The 16,645-nt window shown below is 59.2% G+C and carries 17 protein-coding genes; all 17 read left to right on the top strand.

Going from position 1 to position 16,645, the window contains the following annotated elements; translation table 11 throughout:
* Window positions 1-106 precede the first annotated feature (106 nt).
* The 17 genes from HMPREF0733_RS02920 to HMPREF0733_RS10715 all read left to right on the top strand — a co-directional run bounded on the left by HMPREF0733_RS02920 (window position 107) and on the right by HMPREF0733_RS10715 (window position 16,643).
* Window positions 107-574, top strand: coding sequence for a lysozyme (locus HMPREF0733_RS02920; RefSeq protein ID WP_013397895.1), 468 nt, complete (start codon window positions 107-109; stop codon window positions 572-574).
* Window positions 575-1,316: 742 nt separating this feature from the next.
* Window positions 1,317-1,676, top strand: coding sequence for a nuclear transport factor 2 family protein (locus HMPREF0733_RS02915; RefSeq protein ID WP_013397894.1), 360 nt, complete (start codon window positions 1,317-1,319; stop codon window positions 1,674-1,676).
* 1,158 nt (window positions 1,677-2,834) lie between these two features.
* On the top strand, window positions 2,835-4,250 hold the full coding sequence (locus tag HMPREF0733_RS02910; protein ID WP_013397892.1) for an MFS transporter: 1,416 nt from the start codon (window positions 2,835-2,837) through the stop codon (window positions 4,248-4,250).
* Between the two features lie 541 nt (window positions 4,251-4,791).
* On the top strand, window positions 4,792-5,766 hold the full coding sequence (locus HMPREF0733_RS02905) for an AfsA-related hotdog domain-containing protein (protein WP_013397891.1): 975 nt from the start codon (window positions 4,792-4,794) through the stop codon (window positions 5,764-5,766).
* A gap of 15 nt (window positions 5,767-5,781) precedes the next feature.
* On the top strand, window positions 5,782-6,435 hold the full coding sequence (locus tag HMPREF0733_RS02900; protein WP_244864807.1) for an HAD family hydrolase: 654 nt from the start codon (window positions 5,782-5,784) through the stop codon (window positions 6,433-6,435).
* 39 nt (window positions 6,436-6,474) lie between these two features.
* Window positions 6,475-6,975, top strand: coding sequence for an ester cyclase (locus tag HMPREF0733_RS02895; protein WP_013397889.1), 501 nt, complete (start codon window positions 6,475-6,477; stop codon window positions 6,973-6,975).
* Window positions 6,976-7,099: 124 nt separating this feature from the next.
* Window positions 7,100-7,864 carry an SDR family oxidoreductase gene (locus tag HMPREF0733_RS02890; protein ID WP_013397888.1) on the top strand — a complete coding sequence of 255 codons (765 nt, stop codon included), beginning with the start codon at window positions 7,100-7,102 and terminating at the stop codon, window positions 7,862-7,864.
* Between the two features lie 116 nt (window positions 7,865-7,980).
* Window positions 7,981-8,238: an acyl carrier protein gene (locus tag HMPREF0733_RS02885; protein WP_004005620.1), complete on the top strand. Its 258-nt coding sequence runs from the start codon at window positions 7,981-7,983 to the stop codon at window positions 8,236-8,238.
* On the top strand, window positions 8,235-9,476 hold the full coding sequence (locus tag HMPREF0733_RS02880) for a beta-ketoacyl-[acyl-carrier-protein] synthase family protein (protein ID WP_013397887.1): 1,242 nt from the start codon (window positions 8,235-8,237) through the stop codon (window positions 9,474-9,476). The genes HMPREF0733_RS02885 and HMPREF0733_RS02880 overlap by 4 nt, the downstream gene beginning before the upstream one ends.
* Window positions 9,473-10,654 (top strand): AfsA-related hotdog domain-containing protein, encoded by a 1,182-nt coding sequence (locus HMPREF0733_RS02875; protein WP_013397886.1) that lies wholly within the window; start codon window positions 9,473-9,475, stop codon window positions 10,652-10,654. Before HMPREF0733_RS02880 ends, HMPREF0733_RS02875 begins: the two co-directional genes overlap by 4 nt.
* An 18-nt stretch (window positions 10,655-10,672) precedes the next feature.
* Window positions 10,673-11,626: a 3-oxoacyl-ACP synthase III family protein gene (locus HMPREF0733_RS02870; RefSeq protein ID WP_013397885.1), complete on the top strand. Its 954-nt coding sequence runs from the start codon at window positions 10,673-10,675 to the stop codon at window positions 11,624-11,626.
* A gap of 126 nt (window positions 11,627-11,752) precedes the next feature.
* A complete protein-coding gene (locus tag HMPREF0733_RS02865) occupies window positions 11,753-12,799 on the top strand; it encodes a thiamine pyrophosphate-dependent enzyme (RefSeq protein ID WP_013397884.1) in 1,047 nt (348 codons plus the stop codon).
* Window positions 12,796-13,875 carry an alpha-ketoacid dehydrogenase subunit beta gene (locus HMPREF0733_RS02860; protein WP_013397883.1) on the top strand — a complete coding sequence of 360 codons (1,080 nt, stop codon included), beginning with the start codon at window positions 12,796-12,798 and terminating at the stop codon, window positions 13,873-13,875. The genes HMPREF0733_RS02865 and HMPREF0733_RS02860 overlap by 4 nt, the downstream gene beginning before the upstream one ends.
* An 11-nt stretch (window positions 13,876-13,886) precedes the next feature.
* Window positions 13,887-14,540, top strand: a complete 654-nt coding sequence (locus tag HMPREF0733_RS02855; protein WP_013397882.1) for a biotin/lipoyl-containing protein — start codon at window positions 13,887-13,889, stop codon at window positions 14,538-14,540.
* A complete protein-coding gene (locus tag HMPREF0733_RS02850) occupies window positions 14,537-14,986 on the top strand; it encodes a MaoC/PaaZ C-terminal domain-containing protein (RefSeq protein WP_013397881.1) in 450 nt (149 codons plus the stop codon). Before HMPREF0733_RS02855 ends, HMPREF0733_RS02850 begins: the two co-directional genes overlap by 4 nt.
* Window positions 14,979-15,788, top strand: a complete 810-nt coding sequence (locus tag HMPREF0733_RS02845; protein WP_013397880.1) for an enoyl-CoA hydratase/isomerase family protein — start codon at window positions 14,979-14,981, stop codon at window positions 15,786-15,788. The genes HMPREF0733_RS02850 and HMPREF0733_RS02845 overlap by 8 nt, the downstream gene beginning before the upstream one ends.
* Window positions 15,789-15,833: 45 nt before the next feature.
* Window positions 15,834-16,643 (top strand): 4'-phosphopantetheinyl transferase family protein, encoded by an 810-nt coding sequence (locus tag HMPREF0733_RS10715; protein WP_147285888.1) that lies wholly within the window; start codon window positions 15,834-15,836, stop codon window positions 16,641-16,643.
* Window positions 16,644-16,645 lie beyond the last annotated feature (2 nt).

Raw genomic sequence — 16,645 nt, 5'->3', positions numbered from 1 at the left:
AGAAGACTGTCTGTTATACCTCTTGTATGACTCTGAATCCTTAGTTACGGTGGGGACCGGAACCTCTTAATGAAATCGTAATTATTCTTCAGAGGAGTTGATACCAATGCATCAGATATCACCTGACGGAATTGCCTTCTTGGAAGAGAAAGAAGGGTTCAGGAGTGACGCCTACTACGACGTGGCGGGCGTTCTCACGATTGGTTACGGGCATTCGACCCGTGCGCCCAGTATTGAGCAATACCCCGTTTATGAGGGGCAGCATATCACCGAAGAGGAAGGGGAGGAGATCCTTCGCGCAGATTTGAAGCCTACCGAAGCTGCTGTGAATTCTGCTGTTACTCGTGAAATTACTCAGAAGCAATACGATGCGCTCGTGTCATTCACCTTCAACCTGGGCGCGGGTACCTTTAAGTCGAGTGATGTTCTCGAACTCACGAACAAGGGAAATTATCAGGCCGCCGGGGATGCTATGCTGCAATACTCGCACGCTGGCGGAGAATTCATCCCGGGGCTGTACAAGCGCAGGGAGGAGGAAAGGGCTATGTATCTTTCTTCGCTTCCCCAAGCATAAGATTCAGTGCGGTACGATGTCGGGGTCGGTTATCATGACGGGTTCTTGGGGAAAAGCTCTAAAGCTTCCGAATCGGTGGAGACCCTGACTGGCTACTCAGAATAGGTAGTGCGTGATCTGGTCTGACAGATACGCTCTACAAGACTACGAGGTTCCAGAAACACTCACTATGAGCCCATAGATTCTAGCGGGGGAGGAACAGACTTCGGTCTGTTTCTCCCCCGTTTTGTGGTGCATAGCAGGCGGGCACACCGAAAATTTTGGGGCGTAATGCATCCCAAACGCTGGGCAATCCTTGGATTTATGTGCCTTGCGCTCGTGGTGACGGGCCTAGATTCCCTGATTGTCGCGGTCACCATCCCCTCGATGGGGAGGTAGGGGTGCAGACCACCGGTGAGCAGCTGCAATGATTTGTGGCGGCGTATTCGCTCGCCTTCGCGGCACCGCTGCTTTTCTTCGGCGGATTAGCCGACAGCGTTCGTGGCTCTCTCACCCCACCGCAGAAGTCCTGGATCAAGCACTTATAGCCGACAGCTTTATCTATCGATTATGCTGCAGAGGATCTTGCCTATGACCGTACGGTCGATCGCCGCAAAGTGCACCGGATTTAGGTGCATAAAGGTTTAGGCGAATTATATATGTAGTTATTACCCTAATAACGGGAATATATCTGTTATGGTTAAGTGGGTGGGTTGCCCACACCACATCTTTTCGGTTACATTTTAGTGAGGAGACTAAACGAATGACTACCAAGCAGACCATTTTGGATTATTTTGCATCTATCCATGCCGGAAACTGGCAGGATTACATTAGTGATACTATGGCCTACGGCTTTAACACTACAGAGCAAAAACTCAATAAAGACGAATACTTTCAAAGTGCGGGAAGTTTCTATGATGCTACCACAAAAGTTGAGCTTTCTCAGATTATTACCGAAGGAGACAAAGCAGCCGTCATAGCATGTTACACCGCGCAATCTCCTGCCGGTGCCACGCGAATTTTTGAGGTTCCTGAATTTTTTACCGTAAAAGATGGTAAAATTGTAGCGTCGACCATTTTCTTTGATGGTCCTGCATTTATGGCCTTCATGAAGGATGAATAATTAATTTATATTCAGGTGCTTCATATAGTATTAATATAAATTAAATATTTTTGAAAAGTAGGTTATCTCCACCTAAGTCTTTTAGGTAGGAGTAGCCTACTTTTGTATTTTAATATTTATAATGTTGATTATACATACTCCGACATGCACTGTTCTCCACTGTTCAAAGAGCGTTATTTATAAGGCTAGTCAGCACCTCTAACCACACATGAAAAACAAACGGCTCCTCATTAGCCGACGTATGATGGATCCTATAAAACCAACTAACCCATCAACATGCCCTAGGAGAAACCGTTGCCTCCTTACCGTACCACCGGAGTAACCGCCTACAATTGGTTACCCTCTTAGCCTCCCTGACGAGCATAGGGTTGGATTGGCTGAGAACTAAACCTATAAGCTCACCCTCACCAAGGCTTTAAAGTCACCCTGCTGTATCTGAGGTAAAGCCACACCGAAGAAGTTTGAGCTGAAGACTTCGGGGGGGGGCTCACCAAGACCGACAAGCACCTGAACCGCTATACACCAACCATCGCCCGGTGGTCATTGAGGGCGGCAGCGGGACGATCGGATCATGCGGGATCTGGTCTGACAGATACGCTCTACAAGACTACGAGGTTCCCGGAGGACTGAGTTACTAGGCTGTAACTAAGGGCTACGTCTTTGCTGTATATCAGCTCGGCTTTGCGACCTGATCTTCCTCAGAATTCGATACGACACGCGGGCGGGTCGGTTTTCCCATAATTTTTGGTGAAACCGACCCGTTCGCATGTTGGCACCGAAAATTTTGGGGCGTAACGCATCCCACACAAGGGGTTCTCGTCGTGTGCTCGCCTTCGCTGCAGACAGCGAACGGACCGTGGTGAACGGGACGGGATTATGCTATGCGCTCAACACAACGCGGTAGGTTTATGCGATAATTACCGGGGAAATTTGATGAAAGTATTTACAAGGAAAATATAAAAATTAAATCTTCACTCTCTCAATTCTTTTAATAATTTACAGCGACACTAATTTTGTTTCTTGGGCGGCAATAAATATATATAAATAATTGACGTGTAAATAGTGAAAATAAACGATTGACAGACCAAATTTGAACTGTATACTTGAGACATCACTGTTACATATAGCTATGTCTTCCAACCACTTCAAGGACCAAAAATGAGCGTGACTACACCCCACCCCAAGCGCTGGGCAATCCTCGGGTTTATGTGCCTAGCGCTGGTTGTGACCGGGCTGGATTCGCTCATTGTTGCGGTCGCTATACCGTCTATGGAGACTGGACTACAGGCAACGGGCGAACAATTGCAATGGGTTGTTGCAGCCTATTCACTTGCATTTGCCGCACCGCTGCTTTTCTTTGGCGGTCTTGCCGACAGAATCGGACATAAACTAAGTTTTCTAGCCGGTATGTTTATTTTGCTGCTTGGTTCAATACTGGCGGCTTTCTCTATTAATGCAGAAGTACTTATTTTTTCACGAGTAATTATGGGTCTCGGATCAGCATTTATTATGCCTTCGACCCTAGCACTTATTCGTGATATTTTTCCAGACCATGAACGTGCTAAAGCTCTCGGAATTTGGGTAGGAATGTCCTCGCTGGGTATTCCGCTCGGTCCTATTGTGGGCGGACTGCTGCTCAAAAGTTTTTCGTGGGGATCAATTTTCCTGGTCAACGTGCCTATTATTGCCGTGGCATTTCTGGCATGCCTGATGCTCGCCCCGGAATCCTCAAAAAAGCACTCTTCCCGCCTGGACTTCTTCGGGCTGATCCTCTCGATCTTCGGGCCTGCCCTGCTGGTGTACGGCATTATCGCCGCCCCGGAAGCAGGCTGGACCTCAAGCTTGACGCTGACCCTGCTGATTGCGGGTGTGGTGCTGAGCCTGATCTTCATCGTGTGGGAGCACCGCAGCGCATCGCCCATGCTCAGCCATGAGGTCTTCCGTAACCGCCGGTTCGGCGGACCGCTGCTGACGATCTCTTCGGTATTTTTCGGGGTCTTCGGCGGGCTGTTCATCATGACTCAGCATTTGCAGTTCGTCCTAGGGCTTGACCCTTTTATTTCCGGTCTGCATATGCTCGCCATGTGTTCGGCGGTTCTCGTGGCACCGATCTCGCCCAAACTCGTCGAAAAGTTCGGGCTGGGTCCCGTCTCAGCCACCGGCCCTCTCATGGTCGCCCTCGGCATGGTGCTTCTGGCTATCAGTCCCTCGCCCAAGAGCGGGCAGGTTATGGTAGCGCTCTTCACGTTCGGGCTGGGTGTGGGTTTTGGCGCCCCGGCCTCCGTGAACTCGATCATTGAATCGACCCCCAAGAAACAAACCGGCGCGGGCTCGGCGGTTGCCGATGTTGCTATGCAGCTCGGCGGCGCCCTGGGTATCGCGCTGATGGGAAGTATAGGAATCGCCACCGCAACGGCACAATCGCCCCGAGGCGTAGCCGCTGCGTGCTGGGTAGGCGCGGCAGTAGGTCTTTTGGGTGCTGTTGCCGTCTTCACCGTGCTTCCCAAAACTGGCGAACCCGCCGTCGAACGAGCGGTCGCGCCAGAACCAGAACCCGCAGCTAAGCTGCCTTAGGCCAGCTGCACATATTTTTCAACCAACCACAGACAACCATCAGAACCTAACTCAAACTTCCGAAACGTTCCGATGGTATCTCCTACCCACACGGTAGGGATGAAAAAGGAATGAACGCTATGAACACCGACGAAATCAGCAGAATTCATAACAGACGCCAGATAACGCACGATGCGGTGCGCTGCCTGAGCACTCGAAGCCTTCCGACACTCAGATCCTCGCTGACCCAACCTCACGGGCAGCGGTGCACCCCCAGGTATATGCCGGGATAGACAAGCGCTGCGCTTTCGGTCTTTCGCAGCCCGCATCCATCGTGAATCCGCAGGAATATCAAGGGATCATCACACCTTCGCACCACAGTGACCGTACTTATATCTTTTTGATATTGAGAATCTTCACCATATTACCCGTATCCAGCGGCAGGGCATAACAACACCGATAACGCACACCCAAGGAGCTTACTCACCCGCACGCGGTAAGCCCCACGGGACCCCGTAACCACGTGCAACATACACCAACCACAGCCAAAGGAGGAGGGCATATGACCCTCATATACGAGTCGGCACCAGAGCTCGACGAAACTATCACGATAGACCCGGATATAGAAAATCTGCACTATGACCGTACCGTCGATCGCCATAAGGTACACCGTGCAGCGGTTTCCGAAGTTTTCCTCACAGATATTCGCCAGCAGAGCGCGCAGCATGTGCTCGTGGCGGCGCAGCTGCCCTCATCGCACAGCTTCTTTCACGACAGCATCTACAACGATGCCGAAGGAACCCCCGATGCGCTCCTGCTGCTCGAAATTGCGCGGCAGGCGACAATCGCCAGCGCCCACGAAGTCGGTGTAGACGCCGGAAACACCCTGATCTCCAACGAGTTTGGGCTCACGATTTATCCGCACGAAATCGCCGCGCTAAACCCCGAAGATACCAACCTGCTGATTCGCAACTACTTCGACTGGACCTCCATTCGGCGTGGCGCCCCGCGCTCCGGTCGGTGCTACCAGCAGCTCATTATGGGCAACCGGGTGATCGCCGAGCACTTCAGCGGCGGGCGCATCCTCACCAAAAACCAATTGCAGGCGCTGCGCAGCGAATACCGCGGCACCCCGCCGCCCACGACCGCGAACCTGCACGAGCTAACCTTCACAGACGTGCAGGATCCCATCGCCCCCGAGCGTGTGGGCAGGCGCAACCCCCTCAACGTGGTGATCTCGCAGCTGAACACCACCGAAACCCCGAGTGCGCAGGTGACCCCGAACGTGGCGAATAAGGCACTTTTCGACCACGCCTACGACCACATCACCATGCAAATTTTGACCGAGGCGGCACGGCAGCTCTACCTGGCAACCCGCTCGGATAGCGAGCGCGCCCCCGAAATTTCCTCAATACGCGGGAACTTCCTGGCGTTCGCGGAACTCGATTCACCCGTGCAGATCCGTGCAACGGCACCCGGGGAATTCGTGGTTGAACAAGATAACCGGCAGATCGCGGATTTCGCGCTCAAAAGCTAGATGACAAGGATCTTTATGTCGCCCAACTACAACACCGCGAAATATGTGTGGACGGACTTCGGCGGAGTACTCACCCCGCCGGTCAGCCATACGATGCGCGTCTTCTGCCAGAAATACGGGCTCACCGAGTCCCAGCTGCGCGCGGGATTTGAGGCGGTCGCCCGCAACCACAACCTCACCGACCCGCTGGAACTCGTCGATACGCCCCTGATGAGCGAAAAAGAGTGGCTGAGCGAAATTTCCGAGCAAGTCGGCGGGGCGTTCCAGCTCGACACCCTCGCCGACGACTGGTTCCGCGACCGCGAGCCCAACGCATCCTGGGTAGCGTACCTGCACGAGATCAAAGCGCACGGCGTGAAGGTAGGACTGATCTCAAATATGGTGCCCACCTGGGATAACCACTGGCGCGCCATGCTCAACGAACCCGATCTTTTCGACGATATTGTGCTCTCCTTCGAGGTCGGATACCGCAAACCGCAGCGCGGTATCTACGAGTACGCCGCAGAACTTGCCGGGGTGAACCCGGCGCAGTGCATCCTCATTGACGACCTTGCGCGTAACTGCGAAGGCGCCCGTGCAGCCGGGTGGGATGCCATCGAATTCACCACAACCGAAGAGTGCGTGAAACAGCTGCACCCCCTGCTCTCACCGGCAGAGGAAACAGTTTAAACCCCGTGACCGGAAGGTCACCCAACGAAAGGAAAACCCATGGGCAAGTGGGGAAATATTATCGAAGACATGATGGCGCAGATGCCCGAAGACCTGCGCACCGTCGCCCTCGGCGTGGCTGAGATTTTCACGAACATGGATATCGAAACCGCCCGCAAATACATTCACCCCGACTTCGTTGATCATGAGGCGAGCGAAGGCGTTGGCGGCGGCCCCGAAGGGTACCTGGCAACCGCGAAATACATGAACCAGGCGTTCTCCGATGCCTCGTGGAAGCCCCAGAAGATTGTGGCAAGTGCGGACGGTAAGCACTACACCATGGCGATCAAGTTCAGCGGCGTTCACACCGGCGAGTTCATGGGCGTTCCCGCCACCGGCAAGCCCTTCGAGATTCACCACCTGCACCTTTTCCGTGTTGAAGACGGCAAGGCAATCGAGCACTGGGGCGGGCGCGATGAGCTCGGCCTGCTGCGCCAGATCGGTGTTCTCAATTCCGAGTATCCCACCCCCGCAGACGCCGGGCAGGCCGCCTTCGCCTAAAACGCGGGCGAAACACGCATTCACGCATCCCACGTAACGCCATTGAGCACCGCGCGGCGAACTACCACGGCACGCGATACGCCGTGAACCCGCCGCAGCATAAGAACCAAACCTAAGGAGTCAGATGACACACCAGAAGCGCCCAGGATGCGCCCTCGTCACCGGAGCGTCGGGAGATATTGGCGCACAAATCGCGCTCAGACTGGCGCAGGACGGATGGAATATAGCCGTCGGCTACGCCACCGGAATCGAGCGCGCCGAAGAGGTTGCCGGGTGCATCCGCGAATGCGGTGTGTCAGCGATGCCCATCAAAATTGACGTCACCAGCACCACCTCAGTTGATGACGCTTTTGATGCGCTCGAAGACTCGTTAGGGCAGGTCACCGTGCTGGTCAATAACGCCGGAATTCGTTCCGACGGGCTGGTTGCGGGGCTCAGCGACGACGAATGGGATGCGGCGATTTCGACGAACTTAAGCTCGGTTTTTCGTACCTCTCGGCGGGCGTTGGGGCCGATGATTCGCGCACGTTTTGGGCGAATCATCAATATTTCCTCGATTCTTGCCGGGAGGACAATCGCCGGAACCGGCAGCTATTCCGCCGCGAAAAGCGGAATTTTAGGAATAACCCGCGCGATGGCTATCGAGGTGGCGCGCCGCGGGGTGACCGTGAACGCGGTATGCCCCGGGCTCGTTGAAACCTCAATGACCGAAGAAGTTGAAACCTTCACCCAGTCGGTGCAGCGCGCCGTGCCGATGGCTCGCCCCGCGCAGGCACGCGATATTGCCGAGTGCGTGGCGTTCCTCGCCAGCGACCGCGCCGACTACATTACCGGGCAGAGCATTGCGGTAGATGGCGGGCTGAGCGCTCAGGCGTTTTCGCTGAACTAGGTTCGCGCTCGCCCCAAGCAAGTCCGCCGTTTGCCGGATAAGTTCACAGGTACCCGCCGTGAACACAAGATAACCAACCACAGAAAAACACCAGATAATCCGATCAGGAGAGAACCATGACTGAGACCCCCGTTAACACCGCATCCCTGGAAGAGTTCGTGACCCAGCAGGTGATCGACATGGGCGTGCCCGCCAGCACCGTTAAACTCGATGCCAAAATCGATTCGATGGGGCTCGACTCCCTAGACGTTGTTGAGCTCACCCAGGCGGTCAAGAAGCAGCTGATGATTCCCGTCAAGCCCAAGGATTTTGAAAACGCCGCCACCCTACAAGATGCCGTAGATATTATTCGTGAAAAGGCACAGGAGAAGTGAGTACGAGAGTAGTCATCACGGGAATCGGTGCCGTCACCCCGCTGGGTGTTGGCGCCGAGACGCTGCATGAGCGTGCCGTGGCGGGCCTGAGCGGGCTGAACGACGAAAACGAGAACGGGCTGGGCGGCAAAGTTGGGCGATGCCTCGACTTTGACGTGAAGAACCCGCTCAGTCGCCGCGAGATGCGCCGCATGGACCGGTACACCCAGCTTGCCGTGGCGGCGGCCGATGAGGCTATCGCGCAGGCGGGCTGGGGCGGCGGGCTGCCGTGCGATGCGCGGCGCATCACCTGCTATATCGGTACCGCTATCGGCGGGCTGGACACCCTCGAAACGCAGCATTTAGTGATGCACACCGAGGGCGCCGAAGAAGTCTCGCCGCTGACCGTGCCCATGATGATGGCGAACGCCGCGCCCGCGCATATTTCGATGCGCCACGGGCTGCACGGCGAAACAACCGCAATCGTCACGGCGTGCTCCTCGGGGGCGCAGGCGATTGTCGCCGGTGTGCGCAGTATTCTGCTGGGCGAGGCGGATGCAGCCGTTGTAGGCGGCGCAGAGGCGGGAACCACCCGGTTCACCCGCGCTATATTCAACGCCGCCGGGGCGATCTCGCCCGACGGGAACTCGACCCCCTTCGATGAGGAGCGCAACGGCTTCAACCTGGGGGAGGGTGCCGGTATTCTCGTGCTCGAATCAGCCGAGAACGCCCGCGCCCGGGGCGCCGAGATACTGGGCGAAATTGCAGGCTACGGGCTCTCTTCGGACGCCCACCACATTACGGCGCCGAACCCGGACGGCATGTATGCGGCCTATGCCCTCAACCGCGCGCTTGAAACCGCGGGGGCAACCCCCGAGCAGGTATCGTACGTGAACGCCCACGGCACCGGAACCGAGCTGAACGATACGACCGAAGTGAACGTGCTGCGGCAGGCGCTCGGGGATGCTCTTGAGAACATCCCGGTTTCCTCCACGAAATCGGCGATTGGGCACCTCTTCGGGGCTGCAGGCGCCGTCGAGACCATCGCAACACTTCAGGCGCTTCGGCACGGGCAGGCACCGCCCACCCTGGGGCTGAAAAACCTGGATAAGCGGCTGGGGCGGGTGCGCATCAGCGGCGAACCGCAGGATTTAGCACCCGGCACGGTCAGCGCGGAGGACGGCACGCCTAAAAGGCTGGGGCTCTCAAACTCCCTGGGCTTCGGCGGGCACAACGTGACCCTGGCGATACGCGCATGAGTACCCGGCAGCCTCCCGAGGATGCGCCGCAGGCGGCGGGACGTGCATCCGCAGACCCGCGATACGCGGCGTATCTCGGATGCGCCTACCCCCCTGCCCCCGGCACGGCACCCGATGCGAACCTCACACAAGCGGAAAAACCCGCCGCCGAAGACCCGGCGCACGACGGAGAATACCGCGTGTTCCTGCGGTACGATACGCGCATCGCCCCCGATGTGAGCGGGCCGGTCACGCTGAGCGTGACCGATGTGGAATACCTGCAAGACCTGCACCGCCAGGGGATCGAGGCGCTCGGGCGCGAGGCGCTCGGCGTGAAATCCGCCGACCATTTCGTGCTTCGCGGCGCAGGGCTGAGGTTCACCCCGCATGTTCTGGGCGGCGACGTTCGCAGCTCCGACACAACCGGCGCAAACGAGCCGATCGAGCTGAGCCTGCACGTTCCCGTGAGCACCATCCGCCGCAGGCGCGGGCAGCCGTGCTATGCGATCAGCGGGGCGATCACCCTCTGGGCGGGCGATACCTGCCTAGCCGAAAGCGACGGCGCGGCGCTCTTCCTCACCGCCGATACCTTCGAGGAACTGCGCGGTGAACTCGGGAACACCGCAGAAATCCAGGATGCGGCTTCCGCCGGAGGCGCATCCGCCGAACCCCCGAAGGCCGTGCGCGTGTGGGGAACACCGTACGGGCACGTGCAAGCTGCCCCCGCGAGTCTGTGCGGGGTGAGCGACGCATCCCAGGTTTTGATCGGAGACGTGCACCATGACGATACGACCCACGGTACCGAAAACGCTCAGGAACAGGCGGAAGAATCGCAGGTGAGCACCTCGGAACGGTCCCCTCAGAACCCGCCGGGAGCCCCCGTACTAGCCCAATGCCGCATCGTGCCCACAGCCCCGCCACGGCATTTCGACCGCCCGCTGGACCACTATCCGGGGCTCATGATGGCAAGCGCAGCCCGGCAGTTCGCGGTGGCGGCGCTCGCGCATCGTACCGGGGCAGATCCCGCAGGCCTGCGCGTGGCGGAAGAATCCCACGAATTTTTCGAGTTCGTGGAACTCACCGAGATTCCAACCCTCAACCTGCTGCGGTGCGAGAAACACCGCGACACCTATCAGATAGAGATAACCGTGAATCAGGGCGGTGCCGTTAAGGCACGCAGCCGATTCACCTTTATGTAGAAATTCAAGAAAGGCACCATGAGTGTGACAATTTCGGGCGTTGGCGCCGCCGTGCCCAATGACCCCATTCCAAACAGCGAATTCGCCGCGCTCGGCGTGGACGACGAATGGATTGCCAGTCGCACCGGAGTGCGCCAGCGCCACCACCTGCGCCAGGAGCAGACTCTCGCCGAGCTGGCGCTTGAAGCGAGCGAGAAGGCGCTTGCGGATGCCGGTATAAGCGCCGAAGAAATCGACTTTGTGCTTGCCGCAACCACAACCGCCGACCAGGTTTCGCCGGGGCTCGCGCCCGTCGTCGCCGCAGGTTTAGGCGCCCCGCAGGTGGGCGCGGTCGATTTGAACGCCGCATGTTCTGGGTTCCTGTACGCCCTCGACTACGCCGCCTCAAAAATCGAGCAGGGCAGTATCGACCGGGCGCTCGTCATCGGTGCCGATGCAATGTCACGCCTGACCAACCCCGAGGATGCGGGCACGGCGGTACTCTTCGCCGACGGTGCCGGCGCCGCTATCGTACAGGCGGCCCCCGAGGTGAGCGAGGACGAATACCCCTATATGTGTTCGTTCGGGTCCGACGGCAGCCAGGCGCAGGCACTGTATATTTCTGACTCCACGCAGCAGGTGGTGATGGACGGCGCCGAGGTCTATATGGCGGCGGTGGATGCGATGTCCGAGGAAATCACCTACGTACTCGACTCGTGCGGTATTGACCCGGAGAGGATCGACCAGCTGGTCTGCCACCAGGCCAACGGCAGGATTATGGCGGCGGTCGCGCGGCGGCTGCGCTGGGATTCTTCCAAAGTGCTCTCATATATCGACCGGTACGGGAACACCTCTGCCGCCTCCATCCCGATTACTCTAGCCATCGGGCAGCAGGAGGGGCACGTGAAACCGGGAGACTTGCTGGCGCTGACCGCCTTCGGGGCGGGATTCACCTGGGGAGCGGGCGTGATCGGGTTCAAAACCACCGCCTAAGCGCTGGCGGTCAGGGCGCATCCCGGTTGCGCGCAGCTAGAATCCGTCACCGTATTTCACTTTTATGCCACCCACACCCCTCATAAAAAGAGCCTTTTATGAGGGGACCGACAGATAGGCGTTAACATGCCCAACACACTACAATCCCCGCCGCAGCAGGTGCAGAACGGCGTGAGCGATGACCTGCTCATCACCGCCCACGCCGCCATGATCGCGGGCAGGCACTTCAATCAGCAGGCAAGCAACCTTGCCAAACAGGGATATATGGGGGCGTACCCCTCATCCCTGGGGCAGGAGGCGTGCCAGGTTGCTGCCGCCCTCGCCTTAGAGCCTGCCGACTGGCTTTTCCCCACCTACCGCGATTCGGTCGCCGTCATGAGCCGGGGTATCGACCTTGCCGAAGTCCTCTCGCCCTTCCACGGGTCTTCACACTGCGGGTATGCCCCCACGAAAACGCATACCGCCCCGGAGGCAACCCCGCTCGCCACGCACACCGCCCACGCGGTCGGGCTGGCGATGGCGGCGAAATTCGCCGGTGATTCCACGGTAGCCCTCGCGATGTGCGGCGACGGTTCCACAAGCGAAGGCGACTTTCATGAGGCGCTTAACCTCGCCGCTGTCTTCGAGGCGCCTGTGGTCTTCCTCGTGCAGAATAACGGGTACGCCATCTCAACCCCCGTATCCCGGCAGATGCGCGCGGCAAGTATCGCCGCGAAGGGTGAAGGGTACGGCATGCCTGCATACCGGGTTGACGGCAATGATTTTGAGCAGGTGTATCCCCGGCTGCACGAAGCCGTGGAGCGTGCCCGTGCCGGTGGCGGTCCCACCCTGATTGAGGCGATGACCTACCGCATGGGGCCGCATACGACTTCCGACAACCCCGATCGGTACCGCAGCCGCGAAGAAGTCGAGCAGTGGCGCGGGCGTGACCCGCTCACCCGCATTCAGCATCAGATGTACCAGCGCCTGCCGAACGCGAAGACCCATATCGAAAACGCGATCTTAGCCGCAGAAAAGATCGCCTCCGAGGCCCGCACCAGCATGATGCAGCTGCAGATGCCCGACCCGCAGGACCTTTTCGCCCACGTATATGCGAACCCGCCGGCAACCCTGAGCGCCGTCGCCGAAGAGTACGCACAACAGCACGCCGCGCAGAATGGAGAAAACGCATGAGCCAGCAGGCAGCAGATACTCAGGTACGCGGCGCGAAGACCGCATCCGACACCGCACCTCAGGCGCCGGAATCGACCCAATCCCGCTCGGATGCGGTGCAGCGAACCTCAATGGTAGGCGCCCTCAACCTGGCCTTGGGCCACGAAATGCAGCATAACGACCGCGTGGTGATGTTCGGCGTGGACGTAGGCACCCTCGGCGGTGTTTTCCGTGTGACCGACGGGCTGACCGAACGGTTTGGCGAGGAACGCTGCTTCGACACCCCCATTTCTGAGGCAGGGATTATGGGGGCCGCGATCGGCATGGCGATGTACGGGTTCCGCCCCGTGATCGAGATGCAGTTTGACGCTTTCGGGTACCCCGCCTTTGAACAGATGGTGAGCAACCTGGCGAAAATGCGCAACCGCACGCGCGGCGACCTTTCCATGCCCGTAGTGGTGCGCATGCCCTACGGCGGCGGGGTGGGTGCCGTGGAGCATCACAGCGACAGTTCGGAGGGGTACGCTGCGCATACCCCCGGGCTGCACGTGTACACCCCCTCGAACCCTTCGGATGCCTACCATATGCTGCGCCAGGCGATTCGCAGCGACGACCCGGTGATTTTCTACGAACCTAAGCGTCTGTACTGGGAAGAGGGCGACCTTGATACCTCGGCGGATCCTCTGCCGATTGGGCAGGCACGAATTTGCCGCCCCGGCGAGGACGTAACCCTCATTAGCTACGGGCCGACGGTACCAATGGCGCTTGCCGCCGCCGAAACCGCCGCCGAATACGGGTACAGCGTTGAGGTGATCGACCTGCGCACCCTCACCCCGTTCGACGAACACACCGTATGCGAAAGCGTGATGCGCACCGGCCGCGCCGTCATGGTACACGAGGCCCCGCAGACCGGCGGATTCGGCGCCGAGGTGGTGGCGCGCATTACCTCACGCTGTTTCGACTACTTAGAACGCCCCGTAGAGCGCGTGACCGGTCTGGACGTGCCCTATCCGCCACCCGGGCTGGAACACCTGTATTTGCCGAATGAAGAGAAGATTCTGGGCGCTATCGCAACCCTCTACGCCGAGAATGACTAGGAGAAACACGCATGACTGATACACCGAACGCTTCATCCGCCCCGAGCCCCGATCCCTTACCGCCCGAGGGCTCCGACGCTTCCGGCTATCCCTTCACCTTTTACCTGCCGGATTTGGGGGAGGGGCTTCGCTCGGGCGAGATTATCGAGTGGCTCATCAGCGAAGGGCAGCAGGTTGAACTGGATCAGGTGCTCGTAGTGGTCGAAACCGCTAAATCCACGGTCGAAATCCCCTCGCCGGTCGCAGGCACCGTGGTGCGTCTGCTCGAACCGGTCGGTCAGGTTGTCGACGTGGATGCGCCCCTCATCGAGCTGCGCACCCCCACCCCGCAGGCCCAGGCGCCCACGGCTGGTGCAGAAACCCCCGCGAAGGATTCAGCCGACAAGCTCCCCGCCAAACCCGGCGCAGGAGAGAGCAAACACCTGGTAGGCAGGGGCAAAATGCCCATCAAACCAGGCGGCACCGGTACCGCGCTGCCGCCAAAATCCGCCAAAACTCAAGGCGGCAAGGCCCGTTCGGGTGCCAAAGTTTCGCCCGCCGTGCGCAGGCTCGCCCGCTCCCTCGGGGTCGATCTGAAAACTGTCACCGGAACCGGCGCAGGCGGCGCTATCACCCCCGAAGACGTACAAACTGCCGCCGATCAAGCCGCCGGAGGCGCATCATGACCGCGGAACGCACCGCCGACCTGAGCGCGCGCATCGGCGAACCCCTGGGTGAAACCCCCTGGATGCGCATCAGCCAGCAAAACATCAACCGCTTCGGCGAGCTCACCGGCGACACCCAGTGGATTCACACAGACCCGTACCGCGCGGCGCACACCCCCTTCGGCGGCACCATCGTGCACGGAGCGTATCTGCTGAGCCTCGCCATCACCTTCGCCGGGCAGCTGCTCCCCGCAGAGGGCACCTCTATGCTCGTGAACGCCGGGGTGAGTGCCGCCAGGTTCCGCAGCGCCGTGCCGGTGGACTCGCAGGTATGCGGCAGCGCATCAATCGTGAGCGCCGAAGACTTTGGGGATGCCACCCTCGCCGAAATTCGTGTTGCCGTGCATGTTAAAGGCCAGAGCAAACCCGCCACAACAGCCACAGTTCGGATGGTACTTCATGACTAACAACACCGCAGATAACCCCGCCGTACTCCTCGAACGCCGCGGCAGCATCGCATATGTGACCCTGAATCAGCCCGAAAACCGCAACACCCTCAGCCGCCACCTGGCGACCGAACTGCGCGAGGTGCTCAACCGGCTGCACGAGGACGACACGCTCAAAGCTGCCGTGCTCACCGGAGCCGGGCAGGACTTCAGCCTAGGCGGCAGCTACGACGACTTCGCCGAAGGCATGTCGCGCGAAAAAGAAGAATCCTTAGCGTACAGCCGCGAACTCGCGCGCCTGCTCGAAGACATTATTCTAGGGATCGTTGCCGCGCCCATCCCCTTTATCGCCGCCATTAACGGGCAGGCGGCGGGGGCGGGCATGTCCTTAGCGCTCGCATGCGATCTGCGCGTGGCCGAACCGCGCACCAAACTCAATATTGCCTACGGTATGATTGGGGCCTCCACGGACGGCGGGATGAGCTGGTTCTTACCGCGCTACGCCGGGTTCAGCGCCGCCACCGAGCTGTTATACACTCAGCCGATTCTGCGTGCCGCGCGTGCGCAGGAGCTTTCGCTGGTACATCGGGTGTCAGAGCCGGGTGAGCTGAATGCATGCGCCGAACAGCTCGCGGAGCAGATTGCCGGTTCGGCCTCTCATACGGTGCGTGCCGCCAAGTCTATGCTGGCCGCGCGCTATGTTGTGGAACTTGAGGAACATATGCACGCCGAGCACGAGTTCTTCGCCCGCGGTGTGCTTACCGAAGATTTCCGCAATGCAGTGCACGCTATGCAACGGGGCGAAATTCCGTCCTTTGACTAGGCACAATACCTCAGCGGATGCGGCGGTAATGGTATGGTGAACCGCGTGAAAGCAGCATTTGACGAGATGAAGGGCTCCGAGAACACGGGCGGCACCGAAAATTCGCGGGGGCTTGAGCATCTTATGAGCACCGCCGAGAACACGGGTGAATCGCTGATGCGAAGCCTGCTCCCGCCGGATATATACGTGGCAGAAACCACCGGCGATTTCGGGCACCTTCGCGATGCTGAACGGGAGTATTTCGCCAGCGCCGTCCCCAAGCGCGTGCGCGAGGCGACTACGGCACGCTCCTGCGCCCGACTGGCGCTCAAACGGCTGTACCTGCGGGAACCCGAGCCCACCGAACCGCCGACTGAGCCCGTGTTCGTGCCGCGCGCCGATGGTTCGCCCGCCTGGCCTGCCGGGGTTGTGGGGAGCATGACCCACTGCGCCGGGTATCGTGCGGCGGCGGTCGCCTCGGCACACCGCTATGCGGGCATCGGGATTGATGTTGAGCCCGCGGTACCGCTCTCTGCCGCCGTGCAAGAGCTTATTGTGCGCGACGAAGAAAAGCGGTTTGCCTTCGGGGTCTACTCGAAGGTGCTTTTTTCTGCGAAAGAGGCGGCGCTCAAAACCTGGTACCCCCTGGGTTTTCGCGGTTTTGACGTGAGCGATATTTCCGTAGCCTGCGACGTCGAATCTGCGGCGGGGCGTAGGGGAGAGGATGCGCGCGGTACCTTCACGGCGCGCATCCTAACTATGCCGGATGCTCCGGTTCTGCCCGGCGGCTGGGTTATCGAGGGCGGGTTCGTGGCGACTGCCGTCGTGTTTTACCAGCCGCTTAACAACGTACGTTCGGATAGCATAATAATATAAAG

It is taken from the genome of Rothia dentocariosa ATCC 17931 (assembly GCF_000164695.2).
Taxonomy (GTDB): Bacteria; Actinomycetota; Actinomycetes; order Actinomycetales; family Micrococcaceae; genus Rothia; species Rothia dentocariosa.
The sequence above is the reverse complement of the archived record's forward strand: the minus strand, read 5'-3'. Positions and strand labels throughout refer to the sequence as shown.